Origin of the sequence: Bacillus sp. 165, assembly GCF_017742235.1 — a bacterium.
GTDB lineage: Bacteria > Bacillota > Bacilli > Bacillales > Bacillaceae_G > JAGHKQ01.
Map to the genome: position 1 here is coordinate 485,950 of NZ_JAGHKQ010000001.1, position 20,522 is coordinate 506,471.

Sequence of the window (20,522 nt, forward strand, 5' to 3'; positions counted from 1 at the left end):
TCACTTAAAAGATATCTTTAAATTATTTAAAAAGTTATTATCTCTAAGCCATTCCATTACTTCCGAAGTTATGTCTGCAATTGTGGCCTCATTATTAGCAACCCGATTAAGAAACTGTTGAACTTCAGGGGTAGTGTTTAGACTCATTAACTTTTCCTTAGCCTGAAAAAGGTGCTTTGAAAATTGAGTTATATTGCTTTCTGATATTGGCCATTTATTTGCAAGTGACTCTAAGACACGAATGATAGTATTAATATCATCGACCGAACCCGCTACTTGTTTAACAGAGTTAAGTCCGCGAATAACCTCTTGGCTTTTTTTAGTTGCGTAATCAGTCCACTTCACTTTCCACTGCTCATCATGAATACGTATTTCTTTTGATAAGGCGCTAATAAGACTTTGTTTTGGCTCACTTTCAAAAGTACTTAGCAGTTCATTAATCTTAATTAAAATTTGTGACAAGTCTGGCTTTACAAAAGTTTCTGGGGGAGAAGTCAGCATACTTCTCAGTGCCTCAATAAATTGGTCAAAATCAGGAGATTTTTCGATCAATTTTTGATAAAAATCTTGATATTCTTGATGTCGATTTGCCCGTTCTTCTGCTAGCTTTACTTTTTCAACCAATTGACGTGTTTCTCTCACTTTATCTAATAACATGTGACGCCTCCTGATGGATGCCTTCAATCCTGCTGCGTAGATTCTCTATTTGCTCTCTTGTGCTTTCAATAATTTGTTCAGTTTGACCATCTTTTAGCCTCTGTTCAAGACTTCGTTGTTTCTCATCAAATTTTGTATTCTTTTTTGAAAGTAGATTGTTTATTTTTTCAAACAATCGAATATACTCAGCAAGTCGTTCTATTGGACAGTTTACTAAACCTAATAACAATTTATCACCCTTCAACTCACCTACTTGTTTTAAAGCACTTATGTGTGAAATGAGTTGTTGCTGGTTCAACTGCCGATTCTGTAATCCTTTGAAATCGTCCGTCGAGTATCCTTCATTTATAGTTCTAAAATAAGTAAGTAACTCTCGCATTTCGTTAAATAAATCCGTTGCTGCTTCTTCAGAACCAACGTACTCCAACACTTGATTTACTCTCTCACGAACTAAGGAACTCTCATCATTTAACGCAAGGGGCAGTAATTGCTTGATTAAATCTAAAAGCAGCAATGAGACGTATCGCGATGATTCTTTATATATACTCCGATCTGGTAAGACTACATTCTCAATATCCCACTCACTTTTTTTCAGTTGATCAATTTCTTTTAAGATTGCCGCAGCATCAATAAAGTGAACTTCCGTTTTATCGGTAATCTTCCCTTGTACTCGATTATGCATTCCTCTAAACAGCTCGTAGTTTGTTTGAATTAATTTAGAATTTACAGGTTGTTTAAATCTTTTTTGCATCGTTATCCAGTTTGTAGAACGATTTTCCTCGACCCTAATGTTTGGCGATTGTAACAATGCTTCATATATCTTTAAGGCTGATGTATCACCCCTATTAATATTTCCGGATAATGCCATTAAGTAATAGCTAGTTAGGATGTTCCATTTACAAAATTGCCACTGATCAGGATTGTTTATCTCTCTTGGGTATTTTACAAAAGAAATCACTTTTTTCTTTTGCTCTTGTAACCAGTTATAAAAGCCAGGTAAGTAATTAATACTACCTTCAAAGCTCCAAGATTTGTTTCCAAGGTGACGCCATGCAGCCATTGCCAGCAATGCGTAATATGTTGAACTCGATTTTTCAATAGTAAAATAGTCACTTCCACGGGTAGTAACAGATTGACCTTCAATGTGTATCCTGCGACTCATAAAGTTATCGCTCACTAATGGAGCAGAAACACCTTCTGCTTCCCAATCGATAAACTCAATAAATGTACTATAAATATCTTCCCGAAAACTATTGTAACTAGTCAGTTTCCCGTTATTATTAAGCCATTTATCTAATTCTTCTTCAACCTTACCAAATGCATCTTGACCTGGATTTCTTGGAGGTGATGGTACTGGTTCTGGGTCAAGCCTTGGATTGGGATTAATATCTGGATTAGGATCCGGTTTCGCATCAGGCTTTGATCTTCCAACCCTGTTCTTATCTACTATAAATGGTAATCCAAATGCTTTAAAGGCTGATTCCGGTAAGCCTCCAACCGTGAATTGGCCATCTTCTTCTTTCGTATCAACTGTGCCGTCACCCCAAAGTCTTAAAAACGAGGTTAGTTGTTCGCTAAAGTCAGGTGCTTTGATATCAATCGTACGCTTAGATAACGAATCAATGAAATTTGGCAGGTTTGCAAATTCAGTTGAAAGGTCTGTAATCTTTGGTGGGAACTCTTCATTAACAAAATACAATTGCAATAGATGGGTTAAAACATGCTTCAGAAATCTCCTTGGCGTTTTGTAATCTAACGCATCATAGAATTTTTTTAACGCAATTTGGTTAAACGGAAATAAAGTAAACGTCCTGTTATTCTGCAAACGGAATGTTGCCCATTCATGTTCAGCGTAAATTGGAGCAATTGGCAAAGTTTCTTCCTGGGCACCTTCTTCAACCCACTTGACAAGTTCATTTCTTTCAAGATAAATGGCATTAAGATATCTAGCAGCCATTTCTGATATTTGATTTCCACTAAACAAGGAAGCTTTATCAATTAGAACTCGTCCGGTTACACGCTCCTTCAAATTGTCAGGAATGGTGGTTTTATAGTATTCATTCGTAATACCGACAAAGGATAACAATCGACAATATTCTTCATTATAATCAGTACCTTTATGCTCAGTTACGAGCACTTCAACTAGTGCTCTATCAATGCCTGTAAATGACGTAATGTCTTCAATAAATAAAGTTAAATTCTTTCCACTCCCCTTTAACTCCTTACGAAGATGTTGAAAAACATCTTTTAAATCAGAACCTCTAAGATTTACGCAACGCTGGACAACCGATTCTAGGAACTGATTTAAATAATCGGCAAGATCTTTTCTCAATTGAACTGAGTTATCATCATTAAATAATGACTCTGCTAATTTAAGTGCACGTCTAGACACGTCTGATTGCTTAAATGCCGTTAATAAATCGACTGTCATAGCAAAGTCATCAACTTCAAACCTGGGAGAAATATCGTCTAATCGTTGATTAGAACTCTCAGCAGCAAGTCTCAGTTTAATTCGCTCAATAGGACCAGATTCTTTAAACAAGAATTCCTGAATGGCAGGGTCAACAAGAAAAAAGTATAAATTTTTTTTTATCTTGCTTGGCAGCAAACTGGTTTCTTCATCATTTTGTACAGCAATCGCAAATTGATGGATAATATTTTGCTTTAAGTTGCTTTCACTCAAGTGTTCATTCGCCAAAATCAGTTTCTTAATATGATCAACCGTATCGTTTTCCTCAAAAATGCCTGAATTAATAATTTGTTCGAGAGCGCCGCGCAATGTACTTTGTGAGCGAGAAATAAAAAGTACTGCCTCTTCAGTTGGATTCACTGCATTTTCATAACGCTCCTTTACCCAGCGTATAAAGTGAGATTTCCCAGTACCATTATCACCCTGTACAATAATAAATTGATGATCGTTACGACGCTCTAACACATGCTTGAGAAAGAACGTTTCCTCATCCATCTCAGATTTACCAACTTCAGTTATCCCACTCGTCACATGAATTAACTTCTTAAATGGCGTGTGAGTAGCAAGAAAATTGACGCGGTCAATATTGGTGGCATCAGTCCGAATAATTTCAGCAACTCTATCTAAATAATGTTTCATTTTGTTTTCACTAATATTCATGCTTTAATCACCGTCCAATCTTAATCTCGGATACTTCCATGACGATTTCATGAGTATTGCATCTAGTTAAAAACCACGTATCTAATGCGTCAGATTGGTAATGTAATTCAATTACGCCTTGATCGTGAAGGGTCCTTAATCCAGAGGATAAACCAAGTGACAAATGTTGAGACGGTAAGATTGTCTCACCCTTGTTTCTATTAAACAGTTCACCGCCATCTAGTTCAGGTGAAACACTTGCTAACCAGCCCATAAATTCGGCAAAAGGGATAAATTCGCCTTTAAACAGGGTACTATCCGCGATTAAATCGATTAGGCGAACATCTGTATTTGGAATTACAATTCCTCCATGCTGAAAACCGTATCCGAGAAAACACGCCCACTTTTTCCATGCGTTGATATTAGTATCATTATACTTATTCGGGATATCATCACCAAATTGCATTTCACTATTAAATGCAACAGCAAGATCCTTACTCGTTTCCGCAAAAATAGATTCTCCACGCATTAAGTACCAACTAGTAAAGCGGTAAAACATTAAATTCGGATTAGAAAGACCTAGCTTTGATACAATGCGTCGAAATGCCTCTGGATTTGCTACATTCTCTTTGTCCACTTTCAGTTTAACTTTTCCTGATACAGAATCTTCTTCGATGATGTTTCCCTCTTTAGTAAATCTAAATACATTGTTAAACTGTTCTTTACTACTGTTTAAGTGCGCTGGTTGCAACAAATCCGATAATTCTTGTTTTGTTAATGACTTGTAGGCAACTAACTGACATAAAGCTAAGACGCGGTTAGGCGTCATCGTGTTAACTAACCGTTCTATAAATGGCATTATTACTAACCATCCTTTTAACAGATTATTAGAGCCAATCTTCGTCATCTTCTGCTCTAATTAATATTTGCTCAATATTACAAAGTGAACCGTCTATTAATTCCAACAGTTGTTTTCCCTCAGATTCAATTATATAGCCCTTTGGCGCAATATGAATCACACTATTGTTAGAATTTTGAGTTTGGTAGTTACCTGCCCAACGATAGACCCAATCCCCCTCAGTTCTCAACTCAGGGTATACGATTGCAATTGGGCCCGATAACATGTACATATCGCTATCTTTTTTAAGTTCCTCAATTTCAATAATCGAATAACTGACTTGTGTTTCCACTGGAATGTTCTGGATAAAATGATCTCGATCTACATTTAGTAGTTTAGGAATAACAATCATTTGAACCCTGGCGTTTACCATACTATTAATAGCGCCTACAATTAAATCTTTTGTCGACATTTTATTAGTATACAGCAATACATCTTTATAGCTACCGAGGTATTGTTTCAGAATCCCATCAATATTAGCATCTTGGTTAACTGACGGCGTACTTGCTACCGTCATCGTTGAGTATTGAAAAGGAGTAACTTGCTTTCTATGACAGGCTGGACACCCTCCGCAGGTCTCACTTGCGTAAGGATACGAATCTTGAAAACTTATACCAAAACACTCATCTTCAGCGTTAGAAATCATGTTTTTCATATTGTTAAATTCATAACGAAAACGATCTTTTTCCCTCTTTCGTAAAGGCTCTAACGTTTGATTCAGCAATTCTCTATCGCTTAGAACCTCAATATTGATCATCTTCACCAACAATTGACGCCGCTCATCTTCTTCACGCTTCCGAATGTCAACGATGTCAATTAAGCCGTATCTATATAAAAATAACACCGTTGTTTCGTTCCAACCTGCATTATGATTACCGGTTTCTTGATTCCTCAAATGATAAGGACGAGCATTTGTATCAACCCAAAAAGAATCACCAGTAAATTCCTTTGCAACTTGGCGCATTTTCTCCCATCTCTCAATCATATTATTAACTGTTAAAACCGCGCTATTGTTCGTATAATTAGATTCATCTTGTCTAATTGCACTCAATAAACTAATAGATGCAAATCCGTCTCTGCCACCACGTCCTACTTCTTGATAAAAGCGATTGATACTTTCAGGAATATCACAATGAATAACTGTTCTAACGTCACTCTTGTCCACACCCATTCCAAAAGCTGATGTCGCCACTACCATATCAAGCTTATTTTCATTCCAACGTTTAAGAATACGCTCGCGCTCATCACTTAGAGTGTCTCCTGTAAAAGTAATAACTGAAGAAAATCCACATTCTTGAATAGAATTCATCCATTCCGTAGCGCTCTTAACACTATTCACATATAGAATAAGTGGTCGGGGCAACAAAGGAATGAGTTCAAGTATGCGCTGTTTCCTTTGGTCATGGTTTTCAGGTTGATCTAGAAAGTAGATTGGTTCAAAGCGCAGCGCATCACTACGAAACTCGATTAAATGATTGTCTTCAGAAAACAATTTACAGAGCGTTGATGTGGCTACATCAGTAAGCGTTGCAGAAAGGAGGATGGTTTTCAGTTTTCCTCCACTGGCTTCCATCAGTTTCTTCCGAAAAACAGATAACAACTGAAAGTCTGTTCTAAACGCTCCTCCCCAATCAACAACAATATGAGCTTCATCAATAACTAATCGATTGACTCGATTTTCTTTCGCTGCATCAAGAATAATACTGTACAAAGGTCCATTAAGAATAGCTTCCGGTGATGTATAGAGCAATGGAATTGTTCCGTTTCTCACACCAGCATAGATTATTTGTTTCGTATCTTTATCTAAACCACCATAATATGCCTGCGGTCGATGTTCTTCATCACGGGCATCCTTAAAATATTCTCTGGACGATCTATTCTGATCAATTGCTAGTGCTACAGTTGGAACAATAACGAGCGTAGTACCGCCTCCAGCGACACCTCCGTAAATTCGACCGCCTTTTGTTTCATAGAAAGCGGGGAGTTGGCCAATTAAACTCTTTCCACCCCCAGTCGGCAAACAAGCAAGAAGGGTTTGTCCTTCTTGCATTGTCATACTTGCTCTTACTAACGCCTTCTGTTCTCTTGAGGCGTATTCTGTATACCCAGTTACCTGAAACAGCAAGCCATCACCTATACGTCGAGTACTAGATCGTCTATATTCCAAATCATAGACACTTTGCATCTGTTTGGAATGGTTCAACCAACTAGGCAAAGTTGTACTACAATTAACTTCGTTTGCATAATCAATTGTAAATCCAAATGTACCCTTCAAAGTCGTGAATTGTTTTGCATAAACTTCATGCAATGGCAACCCTTCATGATACATTAAAATAATTTGACGTAGATGTCCGGCAGCATCGTACCACGTATCAGTATCTCCTTTATCTTCAATGGAAGACAAACAACGAGATAACCGAAGAGCACTGAACGCTTTTGCTATTTCTTTCTGATCAGTTTGCCTCTTAATCCAAGCATTGATAAACTTATATGCTTCGCTTGGTTCTATCTTTTTTAACAACAGATCTTTAATGATACTTAAAGCATCGTCCATCTATTTCACCAACCATCCGAACGCAGCTGATTCTAGCGTTATTTTTGGGCGTACTAATCCTTGTAATAAGGCATAATAAATATGTGATAATCGTGTAATTTCTTCCTCGTCATCAATATCATTTTTGTTAAAATATAAATTTGCTGCTCTCATTCCGTCCAACCGACGTTGGAAATCATTTTCAGCCCGTTTCATATCAATCATCTTAGATACTTGCAGTTTAACATCGTTATAACTTTGTTCGTACATGTGCTCAATCTTTGGTAACCATTCGTCAGCAGGGAACATCTCTTTGAACTGTTTAAATCTTCCATTCCCTCTCTTACCTAAATGCTCACCTTTGTATCTATCATTATAAGATTTAAGAATACGTCTCACCGTCTTTTCATCAACAGCTTGATCTGATTCGTCATAGCCGTGTACCGTATAGGTGTGCTCAAGAGGAATATAACCTTGAGCAAGTACAAGATTCTCTAGCCCTTGATCTCTATCTAACAAATAACTAGGGTCAATAGAAACAGACCATGTTAAGATAAAGCCCTTCCAATTGATGCCTGTATTTTTTTGATAAAATGCACAACATCGACCAAGATCAGAAGAAATTGCATTAGTCACAATAGCATCGAAAAAAGGATCCCCAGGGGCGTAAAATATTAGATCTTCTCGTTCAATTGCCTTTCTGCGGTTGAACGTTCCTCTTACTTCTCCTGTTCGTTTCGCTCGTTTATGAGACTCTTGCATGTTAAATGGGGGAATGAGTAATGTATTTCTCATCGACTTTAAGCTGATCCCTTCAGGTCTAAAGATAGTGACTTGGCCCTGTTCACCATTAGTTCCGTGTAAGCCCGCAAGATTAGCCCATGACATCATTGTCTTTCCAAGCAGTGCACCGTTATCTCCGTCAAATTTATTAATTAGGCTTATCAGTTGCTCCTGCACGCTCTCATCAAGTTGGCGAGCCATATCATAATAGCGCTCAACCTCTACTTTCTTGCGCATCTCCTCTAAGGAGGATTGCATAATTCCTAGTACGTCAGATAGACCATAACGGATATTAGTAGTTAACGCCTTGTTAATTTGTTCGTTAATGTCTCCAAGCGCAATTTCAAGACCACTCAATGATTCGTTAAAGATATTGAGGCCATCATTCCATAATTGAAATAAATCAGTTTCAACCGTTTGTTCTGAAACAAATACAACTGACAGAACTTCTTTATCCCTGCCAATACGATCCAATCGTCCAATTCGTTGTTCCAACATGGACGGAGACCAAGGCAAATCAACATGAAGAATCTCATCAGCCATTTGGAAATTCCGGCCTTCCCCACCCAATTCATCGCACAGCATAAATTGGCATTTTGGATCTTTTTGAAAGTCATCTACAGATTGTTGTAATTCTTGATCGCTCATGCCACTATAAAAGCTCCGAATAGATTCCGAACCAAACTTATTGGCAATAACTTTTTCCAGTTCTAGTAGTGTCTCTTTCCAAGAAGCGAATATCACAATTTTGTCACTTAGTGATTCAGCTATATAATCGACAACCTTCACAAGTCTCCCTTTAATTAAATCGGGATCGTCTAAAAGTTCATCTAATCGTGTCAGTTCTAGTGCATTAGCCTGTCTCCAAAGGTTAGTGGTCTGAATTAACCTATTCAGTAGTGCCTCTTCACCAGCAATAACAGCAGTCTCTTCAAGAGACCTAATGGCAGAACGGCCTGCAATAGATGTTGTAGAATTGTTAGCATCTCCTATAATGACTCTCTTTCTTTCCTTCAAAACAGACATCAATGCAAAAGGAGAGCTAAACATGGCCGACAGCAAAATTCGTTTAAATTCTACATTATTTTTATCAAACCTATTCAGATAATCTAATAATATATCATATGTCTCATATTCATAAAATAACTCATCGGCCCCCCTCATATCGTAACTTACCATTTCAAGGGATCGACTTGCTAATTTGTCACCAAGCTCTTTACGACGATGACGGATAATTTTTCGTTCAACTTGATAATGTTCTGCTATATAGGCTATCGCTAATCTTACCGCAGACAAACCCTCGTCCTTAGAATCAATATCAATATTAGATACTAATTTTTCTAAGATTGGATCGTCTAATTCGTCAGCAATTTCTTCTAACTCATCTACGTAATCTTCAGCCAATTCATCAGTATAATAATCGTCTAAGTCACGAACTAGACTATGAATTTTGCCACTTAAATAAGTTTGTTTTTCTAATAAATTGTTGAACCTTAATTCACTTATATCCGAATACTTCTCTGGTTGTAATAACGTTAATAACTTTAGATATTCCGTTCTTCTATCTTGAATTGGTGTAGCACTTAACAATAATAAGTGACTCACTCTCTTACTTAACCGCTTAATAATGCTATATTCAGAGCCCAGGTGTAATAACCGATGCGTTTCATCAATAATGCATAAGTCCCATTTTGAGCGTAGAACCTGGATGCCTTCTGGCGTGTTCACCTTTTCTAATGGGAAGATTAACTGTTCTGACAGCTTATAGCTCTCTCCATCCCAAACAGGGATATTTTCCCAAAATTTATAGTGAAATTCATTTTTCCATTGATAGACAAGGGATTCTGGAGCAATAATTAATACTTTCATGTTTCCCAGTCGTTGTTCTAACCCTTTCTTGATAACCGCGGCTTGTATCGTTTTGCCAAGCCCTACTTCATCGGCTAACATAAAACGACAAGGAGTTTCTCCTATTACTCGTACAATAGTGTCTACTTGGTGTGGCATAAGAAATACTCGAGAACCTACAAGTGTTTCGAAGCCAAAAGTAGCACTCTTTAACGTGTGTAGAGCACCCGATACAATCTGGCGATTATGATACCAAATTGGATTATGAAATTCATAATTTTTTAGTTGAAAAATGGGAAAACTATTACTTCCAGAAAAGGAGACCTGTAACTGGTCTTCGCGGAACACATTAACCTTCTTGTTGCCGTCTTCTATATATTGAACATAGTAATAATAATATTCATCTTGACTATTATCTACATTACAAATAATTGAACCTTTTATGGATGATTTAATTTTCACCTCTATATTTGGATAAATTTCACAATGAACCACTTCATTAATAGGGAAAACTTGTATATTGTTAATTCCATATAGAACTGTCATCGACAATTGATTGTTTAGTTCATGAAACCTTACCTTCACTTCACAAAGTAACTCATTATATTCGACAATTTGCCCTAAAGCAAAACGACGTGGTAATTCTGGATACTCTTCATCAATGGGACAACGAACATACATGCCTTTTTTTAATTTATCCAATTAAATAGCCCACCTTGTAAAAAAATTAATATTATTTATCTATTGTCACTAGTGTTGCATAAAATTTGTTTGAATTTTCAGTTTTATATTTTTTCTAATGAAGAGCCAAAAAGTGATATCCAAACAAAGGTTGTGTCATCCATTTGGAATTTATTTATAATTAGACGTAAGCTACAACGACCATTTGCTCGTTAAGGGACGGCTTTCCCTTCAATTTTTCGAAGCCAAACAGATGTCGGCTTCCATATGGAGGCTCTTAAATAATGACTAATTTGCAGGGGTTTTCGCTTGCTTTTCGTTTCTTGCTGCACGAGAACATGCAAGCAAAAGACGATGAGTGCAATAAACACTTGGTTGTGAATCGTCCATTCGCTTTGTCCATAAAACGTTTTGATGTGGAGATGCTGCTTGATCCATTTGAAAAACAGCTCGATCGCTCAGCGCGATTTATACATCTCTGAAATCTCTTCCGCGGTCAAACACATACATGCATTCCTTTTCATCTACCATGACTTCAAGCTGACCGCGATCATGTTCGTTTGCGGTTGTCAGCACAGCTTTTTCAGGGTAGGATGTACCTTTTTCCATAAATACGAGACGAAGGTGTATCTTTACGCCGGCCTTTGTTTTGCGGAATGTTGCCCTCGATGATTAGTTAAATTGAGTGGTAATGTGCTTGAATCAATAATTTTCAAGGGCATCACGAGTTTCTTATAGTACGTTTTGGCATGAATTTGTGTTACTAAATCAAGGAAAAGTCGTTGGAATATATCTGAATTCATGCCATTTAATCGACGCGACAGCTGAGAAATACTGATGGAATCAAGATCAATCCCTTTTTGAAGCTGGTCGTCGAAAAGACAATCACTGAGCGCGTGTAAACTTTCGATTTCATTTAGCTGCGCAAAAAGCAATAATTTCAAGAAAGAATCAGTCGTTAATTTTTTCGTATAGTAATCTAATTTCATCGTTTTCACGTTTTCTTCAGATAATTGAAGATTTATTGCTGAAAACTATTGTGCAAATGAAGTTTTTCGTGTAATCTTGTCCATGAGATTGGTCCTTTTTAGTGGTTTTGAACGGGTTACCACCTGACTGTATCCATTATAAAGGGCTTTTTCTTTGCTTAAAACAAAGTTAATGAAGATTTTGAGTGTTTTTAAGATTTTGTCTTTTTTAATACAACGTTAGTGATATATTGTAATTATATCATGAATATTTTGTAAAAAGACCGTTAGCACTTATAATTTCATTAATTTATTAATTATTGCAAAAACAATCCTTGATTGTCGTATTATGAAACTCATAATATTAGAACAGAGTCTTTTAATGTCAACTACACATTTTGTTATTAAACTTAAACTAACAACAAAAGTAAAAAAAATCGCCTTCCTTCTCAGGAGACGATTTTCGGGTTAAATTTTAAGGTAACGGTAACAAGGTCTTTCAAAATTCCTGGATGAATTTGCTCTAAGTCTCTCATGACTCCCTTCCACTGATTGCGCGGTAAGATTGTTTCCCCATCAATAAGGAGTTTCGTCAGTTGTTTTTCAATTTGCGGCCTTACTTGCAAGTTCTCTCTCAAAATTCTTTCTAAATCTTCTTTATCTTGCAATAATATTTCTTCCTCTTGTTGTAATAGATACTGTACAAAATATCGCGTATTGACTAGAAATTCTCTTTTTTCATACCAATCTTGCATCAACCTTCTACCTTGGTCACACTGACTAAGCCAAGTTTCAATTTCATTGAATTGCTGGATATGTTGGATTTTCCCTTGCTGTACAATCCAACTATTTAAAAGACGCTCTACTCTTTCACCATGCTCGGCACTAGTAACATTAATAAAAGGTAGTACTTCCCTGTATAATTTTATCCTATCAGTAATGAAGGGAATTGCTCTTTTCTCCATCTCTGATATTGCTCCGTGTAAAAAAGAAATGAACTTATCGAGACTGTATCCTCCTATGCTATACTTACTCAATGCAGGTTTAGGTTTGTGTATTTTGAACCACGCTTCAAATTGACTTACGTCTGGCATGAGTTCGATGCTTGCATAGTCGATCATATTGTCCCGTAGAGAGAACCAATCAAGATATAATTGTTCAATTAATTCATACACCTCATCTGAAAGCAAGTGCCGGAATCCTTCCGCCCAATCTGCTTGACTAACGGTTCTCCAAATATCCGTGTATGTTTTCAAACCGTATGCAAATTCAGATAGACTTAACTGCAACTGTTGCTCTATTTCGCTTCTCCAATCTTCTTTCAAAAACTCTGTGGTATAAATCCAGTCTGCAATAAAGGCATCCTGAGTATGCCGTGAGAACAGCGCTGCCTTCTGCTGTGGTTTTTGTTCATGAAAATGAAGCAAGTATTTGTTATTTAAATCTTTTTGAATGTTTATCGTATCTTCTTGAACTTCCCCTAAAACGATAGGATATTTATACCGTTGTTGTACCTCTGTTCTTTGCAAAATGGAAGTTACCCTTATATGCCTAGACGTATAAGGTCTCGACATATTCGTTCCTTTTGTCACTTCATGAACAATTTGTGCTGTACTTTTTTTCAATGCCTCTAGTACATTTTCATTGACTTTCCGTCCTTCAACCCAATCTAAAAAATGTGCTGGAACAACCTCTTTTTTTATAACTGTTTGTTCATCCGCAGGAAAGACTTCCTCTGTAAACTTTATGATAGGCAGCACAATATCTATAGCTTCTAGACCAAATGCCTGTAGTGTCCGACCGGGGAGGGTCACAAAATCATCATTTGGACTTGCAAACATTTCTCCTAATAGTTTTATGATAGGAGAGTCATGTTTGATAAAACTATCACGTTGAATATAGCTCTGAATTTTTTGTATATCCACAGGTTTCCCAGCAGAGAAACACTTTAAAATCTCTCGCATATGCAGTACCATGTATCGTAAAACACCCTTACCAGTCGGGATGCCATTATACATTTTATGAATAAGTGCTCTATTAAATGGTAAGATACGAGTAGTTTCCTCCCCTATAAGGCGCTCTTTGCATTCTTGGTGATAAGGACACTCTACCGAACAAGTATATCCGTTTGCTGTTTTTAGTGCGTTTATATACTTTTCAGTATATTCATATGCCTGCTCCTGAGATAAAGAAAAAAACATTTCTCCTGCTTCATCGGAAAGCCAAAGCTTTTTTACCCTATCATCTATTGTATCTAAATGCTGTACTCTCTGATTGAACTCCCTATCATAATCTGTACCGTTGACTACACCAGGAGTCAGTCCCACAACCACATCCCAATTTCCTTCTTCGAGAGTAATGAAATGGTCTAAAATTTCCGCGGCATACAAATTCACAGACTGTACTAAGTCATCAATCAACAAAAGGGGTCTAATTTCATTTTCTTTTAGATAATGGGATAACTGTCTTAGAAGTTGTGAGAGGTTATGTCCTTGAAATAAAAAATGTTCTAGTTTCTTTGCAAGAGCATCCTGGAGTGTTTTAAACTTAATCTCTATCGGAATTGTGGTACTTTGTTGAATTTTTTTAAATTCATCCTCTGTAATGATTTGAAGTGGTTTACTAATATCCTTTCTTCGCACCTGCTTAGCAAAATCCATAATATTGTACTCTACAACTGGTCTTAGAAGTAGAGCAACTGGTACAATCTCTTCGTCACATTCTAATACTTCAGATAAAGCTGTCCAAATCATTTGGTTGACAATAGTAATAGGCTTTTTCAGCAGGATATCCCATTTCTGCTCATCTAATAATAGGCCCTCCGCCTGAATACCCAGCACATTATAGCACCTCTTAATTAATAATTGCGGGTTCAGTTCACTCCTCGAAATACGAATGACTGGTCTTGTAACATTTCGCATAATCCATTGATCTTTTAACCAACAAAGCAACTCAGACTTGCCTGAACCTGTAGAGCCAAATATGATATATACTCTATTTCCAGCGAAATCTGGAGCATCTTGCAATTCAATAAGTAATTCTTCCTCTTCCCACTGCTTTAAAAGTTTTTGTTTGTAAAATTCACTCATCACTTGTGGATAATGAGTTTGACGAAACAACTCCTGAGAAAATTCATATCGTTCATCTGCTGTTCCCTTCAACATCTTTAACTTCTTTGCGTCTAAACAAGGTAACATGAAACATCCTCCTTAATTTGAAGCCAATTCCATCTTCCATGCATTCCATCATAATGTACGTACGGTAAATCTTGTTTGTATTGTAATTTTATTATTCCATTACTGTGCAGACCTTGTAGGCCATGCAATATCCCTTGATAAACTTTTCCTTTATATTCACAAGGAATAATAGTAGATACATGTTCCTGACAAAATATCTGTGCTGGTCCTTCCCATCCCTTTTGACTTGCTATAATCTTTAAAAGCAACGTAGGGTGTGGAAGTGCATAAAAACCTCCATAGGCTCTATACCCAAGTCCCAAAAACTCCATTATTCTCTTCCATGCATTCACCTTTTCTTGTCCAACTGGTTGACTTACAAATACCGCATTAGTTTCATAGTATATATCTTGTACATACAGGCGATCCGGCTTTATAAATAATTCATAATACATTGTTGAAAATAGATAATTAAAAGAGGGCTCTTTTTCATTTTTCATTATTTCGTTCAGTCTTTTTAACAAAGTAATAACATCCCAACCATTCTGTCTAGGATAGATCCGTTTCTCTTCCACTGCCAAAAAATCTACCTCTTTCAAAAAAGTGATTGCTCCCTCTATAAGAGAGGTAATGTCCCCATCTGGATTGTACTGAAACAAATCAGTCAGTTCTATCATCGTTATACCCGGTTGCCGACAAACAACCATATGAATAGCTTCTAACTCAGGACCGTAACACATTTGAAACAACATTTACATCATACTCCTTTCGCAAGAATGGTTGTATGGTCTTCAAAAAGTGGTAATAATTATGGATAGAGCGTAATTTGGTATATTTTTGATGAGTAAGATTCATAAGATCAAGTGCATTCTCTTCGCATACGGGACATTCACAATGAAGGGGAGTTGAAATTTTCTGCCCTCCCCTATCTATTCCTGAATGTTTTATAAGATAGGTACGAAATGGATTACTATAAAATATTTGATGGTATACGGCTACCTTGGTTGGTCTACTAGAATCGAATGAAGAAATGCCGATATGACCCATTGCCTGAATTTGAGGAATTCCAGTTACCCCAAAAACATGAAGATTCCCCGCACCAACAAGTTCTGCTGCCCAACTGATAAATTGCATCTGTTCCGACATGTTCCTCCCTAACAATGATCCTAGACCAAATTTGTGGTATCCTAATTTTTTTAACTCAAATATACTAAATTGAATACTGGGAAAATCGTATCCTTGGATTACACCTAAAATCGTTACATTAGAATTTGTATCTATTTTTTGTTTCCTCACTAAATTCATATACTCATAAGCATTGATGAGCGTTTTCTCAAATGCACCGTATCTTTCTGCTAGTGTCACTTTATTCAACAAGGGTTCGTCTACATGCACAAATGTAATTGGGCATGTAGATAAAAGAGGCATTGCAATAAAAAGTTGCCGTTCAAAAATCTCTTTTACTGTATAATGAAGTCCTTTTCGTACATAATAAATTGCACCTGAATCAATCATTAATTTAGATGGCAACTTTTTAAACTTCCGTAAAGCATTCTTGTTATCAGGGACTGCTGATATAAGAATGGGACAATTGTTAAAATATTCACAGTATAAAGCATCACTATGCGACCAACTAACATAAAACTCCATAAACCTCCTCCTCTTTTATCAAATCAACATAACCATTATTCCATTATTTTTAATTTACCAAACAAAAAATTCTCTTTTTTCTTAAAAAAATACATAAACGTGCTTATATCTATAGAAACATATATAGAAAGGGCTGTTGAAATCTCATTTCAACAGCCCTTTCTTAGGAAGGTTTATGGCGTAATTTTATCTCTGTGCACGATTTTTTTAAATTGTTCGTAGAAGACATGAGTATTATGAAATCCTCTTCTTCGATTACGATTGTTACCACGAAAGATAATAACTTCCACTCCGACATCTCGACAAATTTCACAACCGCAGTTCTTCCAAGGTTGATCTTCTAGTACCCGTTCATAATGAGGTCTAAGCTTATTACTAGTATATACGGTGTTATAATTTTCTTTAAAATATTTCTTTATTGTCGATGGAATAAGAATTAAGTTTTCCCGCTCTATTACATCCGCTTCTAATGCTGCAATATCCTTCATAATTCGCAAAAACGGATCTCTTACATATTTCTCAATAACAATAATATTTTCAGAAAGGAATTTATGAAAACTAACATCTCCCCAAGTATATTCTTCAAAGTGTGATAACTTTTCCTTTTTATGAATAGCACGAACTTGTTTCAAAATCTGCTCTTCCACCCATCCTAATACTTTAGAAGGTTTCCAATTTGCAGAACTAACTAAAATGGTTTCAGCAGTAGTAACTGCTGATTTGCTCGGTATATCTTTGGCAATTTTCAACGCAATATCTTCAAGTTCTTGTGATGTAGTCATAAGGTTGAGAGCAATATGTTTATTTCTTTTCTCCATTTGTACCTTGTGTAACTTTTTGTATTGTTTCAAGGTTTCAAAATACGAATCATATTGCATAACAGTCTCAATTGTTTCTTTCATCCCAGCATTTCCTACAGCATAGTTTCGCAGACAGCTAAGTGCTTTTTTTTCCATATCTTCAAAGTAAGGTAAATCACCAATACTTCTAGCGACGAGTTCCTTTAACTTTGAATTTTTACTTATATTGGCTTGTGGAATCCGCACAGCGGCATATTTCTTCTGATCCTTAGTAAAATAATTCCCACCCGTTGCGCTTCCCCATGCCTTCTTAAGAAAAGTTGTAGAATCAAACGAAGTAACACCTAGTCGATAATATAATTCAAGTAATTCTAACCGCGCCGCTCCAAACAAATGAACTTCTATATATTCCGGTAACAGGGGGGCTACTTCCATTAATACTGCAAGAATTTGTTCAGATTTTGCAAAGGCTAATCCACCCAGAGATATATGACGATAACCCATCTCAACCAACTGCTTAACAGCTTCACGATACGATGCTGGGTCCCATCCCTGAGCGATACCTGATGGTTTGAACTGATATCCACCCTGCTGATGTTTTACGAGAAACTTCTTGGCGTTTTCCAGTGTCAAATCAAACCGGTAATTTCTTTTGACAACGTCTTGGGCGATATGTCCGATAACAAGATGATCAATTGATACCCCGATATCAAACTGGAAATCCTTATAATATTGCAGTATTTCTTCTGTTTTATAAGGTGGTTTCTCAGCATTAATGTAGCTGAAAGCGCCACAGTCGCCGTACAATGGAATATCAGAAGGAATCCTTAAGAAATTGCGCAATCCTCCGGCCTCAATAATCCTTTGTTTTCTCATTTCAGATTCATCAATATTGACCTTAGAAATCAAGACCCCATCATAATTTGGTTTTTTATAAATTTCATGTGCATATACATCATCTATAAATGGATCCCGGTCCTTTGTATGTTCTTCCGTGATGAAGTTAAAGTTTGGATCAACACGGTCATTATTTTCTGGCATAAAATACTTCATCTCATGAAAACCATAGTTCTTTGCGTTATGCAATTCGAGTATCTCTATACCTGACTTCTTCACTTTGCTATCTCCCTTGTTAGCTTTACTTTGCTTTGCCTTAGTTACCTTTTCCTCAAACAGTGATAGTTGTTCAACTTCTGGCTGTCTATAGTGATTCAGTAAATGAAGTAACTCTTCCGGCTCACGGTATACCGTTTCTAGGGTCTCTAAACCGTTTATTGCTGTCTCTTGTGCAAGTAACTTAAAGAGATGCCCTTTTATACTAATTGACATTTCTCCAAACTCTTTAGCATCCTGATGTCTTACTTCCACAAAGTAATACGGATGATGATTTGGAATTAATTTTTTACTAGCCTTACTTGCAAAAAAAACTAGCTTTTGATCATCCTTTGTTTTTAAGAAGGGCAAGCAGAGAGAGCGGAGGTATTCTTCTCCAAGTAAAAAAAATACTAAATCATACGATTGAATTAACGCACTTGTTTCCTCATTTATCTTTAAATAATTAGACCACTCAACTACTTCATCTTTCTTCATCTCACTGAAAGTAACATTGTAAGGGACTATTTCATCATCTTCGTCCAGCAAACCATAGCCAGCAGAGACGATAGCAAAATCGACTACATGCCTTCCAAATTTATCTCTTAAATGTTGAATACCTTCCATCACTCTTAAGTGTTGCCTTCCTTTATATATATCCTTAGCTTTAGTTCGAAAGGGTCCCAATTCTTTTTCTTTTTTAGCGAAGAGATTCGTATCTTTAAAGTCAGCCTTACTTAACTGCTCATTAATATTATATATTTTATCTTTTGTACATGAACTAATAATTAGAGTTTTCATTTTATTCCCCTTATTTATGAGGTTAGCCATACCATCTTTTTAGACATAATCTATATTCTAATATAAAAGATATTCTTTTTCCAATTCCAATAATTCCGTAACTAGTTTTTGTAATTATTTAGAGTGATATCCTAATAATTATTCCCTATTATTTGCTATATAAATCCTGTTTAAGTTCTCGACACGTGTAAATGTCTACTCTTTTGTCTACACTGCTCCTAAGAAGAACTAAAAAGGAGTGGATGAAAATGGGAAAAGGATTACTGGTTACAAATGACCATGGCTGGACGGTGGAACGCCTCGAAGTTCATGAAAAAACACTAAAACAGGCAGCTATGGCCAAACGGGTCGCCGTGATCCGTCTGATTATGCAAGGGTATTACGCGATTCAAGTGGCAGAGCTGTTGAATGTCCACCGCGAAACGATTTCAGGCTATGTGAAGAAGTTTAATCAAGGCGGGATGGATGCCTTGTTATACCGGGGCTCTTCGCCCGGCAAACCGCCGTTTCTATCGTCAGAACAGGAACAGGAATTGAGACGCCTGCTGGTGCACAGTACACCAACTGAAGAAGGAATTGGCTGTGAATCCCGTTGGGATACGCGGATTTTGAAGCATGTCATCCAAGAGAAATTTACCATTACCATGTCCCGCAATGGAATCGGTGATATGCTGAAACGATGGGGCTTCCGTTATACACGTCCCACCTATACGTTAAAGCATGCGAATCAAGAGAAACAGGCTGCCTTTGAAAAAGAATTGGCCATGATAAAAAAAACGCTCCAGATGGAGTAGTGTTCTTATATGAAGATGAAAGTCATATTCGTCACTACCAAACCCTGCGTTCCACATGGAGTCTCAAAGGCAGACAAACCCAAATCCCTACGTATGGACATCATGCGGCGGTCAGCTTATTTGGCTGTGTCAACATTCAAAACGAGGAGTTTCTTTGTATGGAAACGAATCGATGCAATGCGACCACATTTCTTACGTTTGTACGGTACATTCTCGCGCAATATCAAGAAGAACACATCGTCATGATTCTAGATAACGCCAAAATTCATCATGCGAAGTTGCTTAAGTCCTTTCTCAAACAGAACGAACCGCGACTCACACTTCTCTTTCTGCCGCCATACTCCCCCAACCTAAACGCAGTGGAGCGTATTTGGGGATGGTTGAAAGGCAGTGTCATCGTGAATGGGTTTCATGCCACTCGAAAAGAGATTCGAAAATCCGCGGAGTCCTTTGTGGACTATGTTCATGCGTATCCAAAGAAAGTGCTCCAGGGGATTGGAGGACTAGCCATGTCGAAAAATTAATCGGAACTTATATAGAGAATAAATACTGGAATAGCTTAATAGCTAAATCGATCTGGACATGAAAACACTTTATCAAAATCATCATAGTGTCTACTCTATTGATATAGACTATTACCAACTTCATTTCAAAGATCAATATAAATTATCCTGCCAACATGCAATACAAATCACTACACAAACTCACTATAATAAAAATATACACATTTTC

Annotated in this window: 11 protein-coding genes and 1 pseudogene; 2 read left to right on the top strand and 10 right to left on the bottom strand. The window is 36.8% G+C overall.

What is annotated here, in order from left to right:
* From J7Q84_RS02560 to dpdA, 10 genes and pseudogenes are all read right to left on the bottom strand, one after another.
* Nucleotides 1–657, bottom strand: a complete 657-nt coding sequence (locus tag J7Q84_RS02560) for a hypothetical protein (RefSeq protein ID WP_209092816.1) — start codon at nt 655–657, stop codon at nt 1–3.
* Entirely contained in the window at nt 644–3,787 is a 3,144-nt protein-coding gene (locus J7Q84_RS02565; RefSeq protein WP_209092817.1) for a hypothetical protein, read from the bottom strand. Before J7Q84_RS02565 ends, J7Q84_RS02560 begins: the two co-directional genes overlap by 14 nt.
* A 7-nt stretch (nt 3,788–3,794) precedes the next feature.
* Complete coding sequence (locus tag J7Q84_RS02570) at nt 3,795–4,520, bottom strand: hypothetical protein (protein ID WP_209092818.1); 726 nt, start codon at nt 4,518–4,520, stop codon at nt 3,795–3,797.
* A 133-nt stretch (nt 4,521–4,653) separates the two neighbouring features.
* Nucleotides 4,654–7,218 (bottom strand): protein DpdF, encoded by a 2,565-nt coding sequence (gene dpdF, locus J7Q84_RS02575; protein ID WP_209092819.1) that lies wholly within the window; start codon nt 7,216–7,218, stop codon nt 4,654–4,656.
* The gene (locus J7Q84_RS02580; RefSeq protein ID WP_209092820.1) at nt 7,219–10,530 is read right to left on the bottom strand and encodes an SNF2-related protein; all 3,312 of its coding nucleotides are present in this window, start codon (nt 10,528–10,530) and stop codon (nt 7,219–7,221) included. It abuts the gene before it with no gap.
* A gap of 191 nt (nt 10,531–10,721) precedes the next feature.
* Nucleotides 10,722–11,534 (bottom strand): annotated as a pseudogene (locus J7Q84_RS02585) (transposase).
* 392 nt (nt 11,535–11,926) lie between these two features.
* Nucleotides 11,927–14,674, bottom strand: coding sequence for a hypothetical protein (locus J7Q84_RS02590; protein WP_209092821.1), 2,748 nt, complete (start codon nt 14,672–14,674; stop codon nt 11,927–11,929).
* On the bottom strand, nt 14,659–15,405 hold the full coding sequence (locus J7Q84_RS02595) for a hypothetical protein (RefSeq protein WP_209092822.1): 747 nt from the start codon (nt 15,403–15,405) through the stop codon (nt 14,659–14,661). Before J7Q84_RS02595 ends, J7Q84_RS02590 begins: the two co-directional genes overlap by 16 nt.
* Nucleotides 15,377–16,303 carry a tRNA guanosine transglycosylase family protein gene (locus tag J7Q84_RS02600; protein WP_209092823.1) on the bottom strand — a complete coding sequence of 309 codons (927 nt, stop codon included), beginning with the start codon at nt 16,301–16,303 and terminating at the stop codon, nt 15,377–15,379. Before J7Q84_RS02600 ends, J7Q84_RS02595 begins: the two co-directional genes overlap by 29 nt.
* A 173-nt stretch (nt 16,304–16,476) precedes the next feature.
* Nucleotides 16,477–18,996, bottom strand: a complete 2,520-nt coding sequence (dpdA, locus tag J7Q84_RS02605) for a tRNA-guanine transglycosylase DpdA (RefSeq protein ID WP_209092824.1) — start codon at nt 18,994–18,996, stop codon at nt 16,477–16,479.
* Between the two features lie 191 nt (nt 18,997–19,187).
* On the opposite strand from dpdA, the gene J7Q84_RS02610 reads away from it, so the two are divergent.
* Nucleotides 19,188–19,790, top strand: coding sequence for a helix-turn-helix domain-containing protein (locus tag J7Q84_RS02610; RefSeq protein ID WP_247739031.1), 603 nt, complete (start codon nt 19,188–19,190; stop codon nt 19,788–19,790).
* On the top strand, nt 19,790–20,314 hold the full coding sequence (locus J7Q84_RS02615) for an IS630 family transposase (RefSeq protein WP_209092825.1): 525 nt from the start codon (nt 19,790–19,792) through the stop codon (nt 20,312–20,314). Before J7Q84_RS02610 ends, J7Q84_RS02615 begins: the two co-directional genes overlap by 1 nt.
* Nucleotides 20,315–20,522: the final 208 nt, after the last annotated feature.

Coding starts and splice junctions, on each gene's coding strand:
- dpdF (WP_209092819.1), bottom strand. CDS start 7,218: ATGGACGATGCTTTAAGTATCATTAAAGATCTGTTGTTAAAAAAGATA.
- J7Q84_RS02560 (WP_209092816.1), bottom strand. CDS start 657: ATGTTATTAGATAAAGTGAGAGAAACACGTCAATTGGTTGAAAAAGTA.
- J7Q84_RS02600 (WP_209092823.1), bottom strand. CDS start 16,303: ATGGAGTTTTATGTTAGTTGGTCGCATAGTGATGCTTTATACTGTGAA.
- J7Q84_RS02610 (WP_247739031.1), top strand. CDS start 19,188: ATGTCTACTCTTTTGTCTACACTGCTCCTAAGAAGAACTAAAAAGGAG.
- J7Q84_RS02595 (WP_209092822.1), bottom strand. CDS start 15,405: ATGTTGTTTCAAATGTGTTACGGTCCTGAGTTAGAAGCTATTCATATG.
- J7Q84_RS02590 (WP_209092821.1), bottom strand. CDS start 14,674: ATGTTACCTTGTTTAGACGCAAAGAAGTTAAAGATGTTGAAGGGAACA.
- J7Q84_RS02565 (WP_209092817.1), bottom strand. CDS start 3,787: ATGAATATTAGTGAAAACAAAATGAAACATTATTTAGATAGAGTTGCT.
- dpdA (WP_209092824.1), bottom strand. CDS start 18,996: ATGAAAACTCTAATTATTAGTTCATGTACAAAAGATAAAATATATAAT.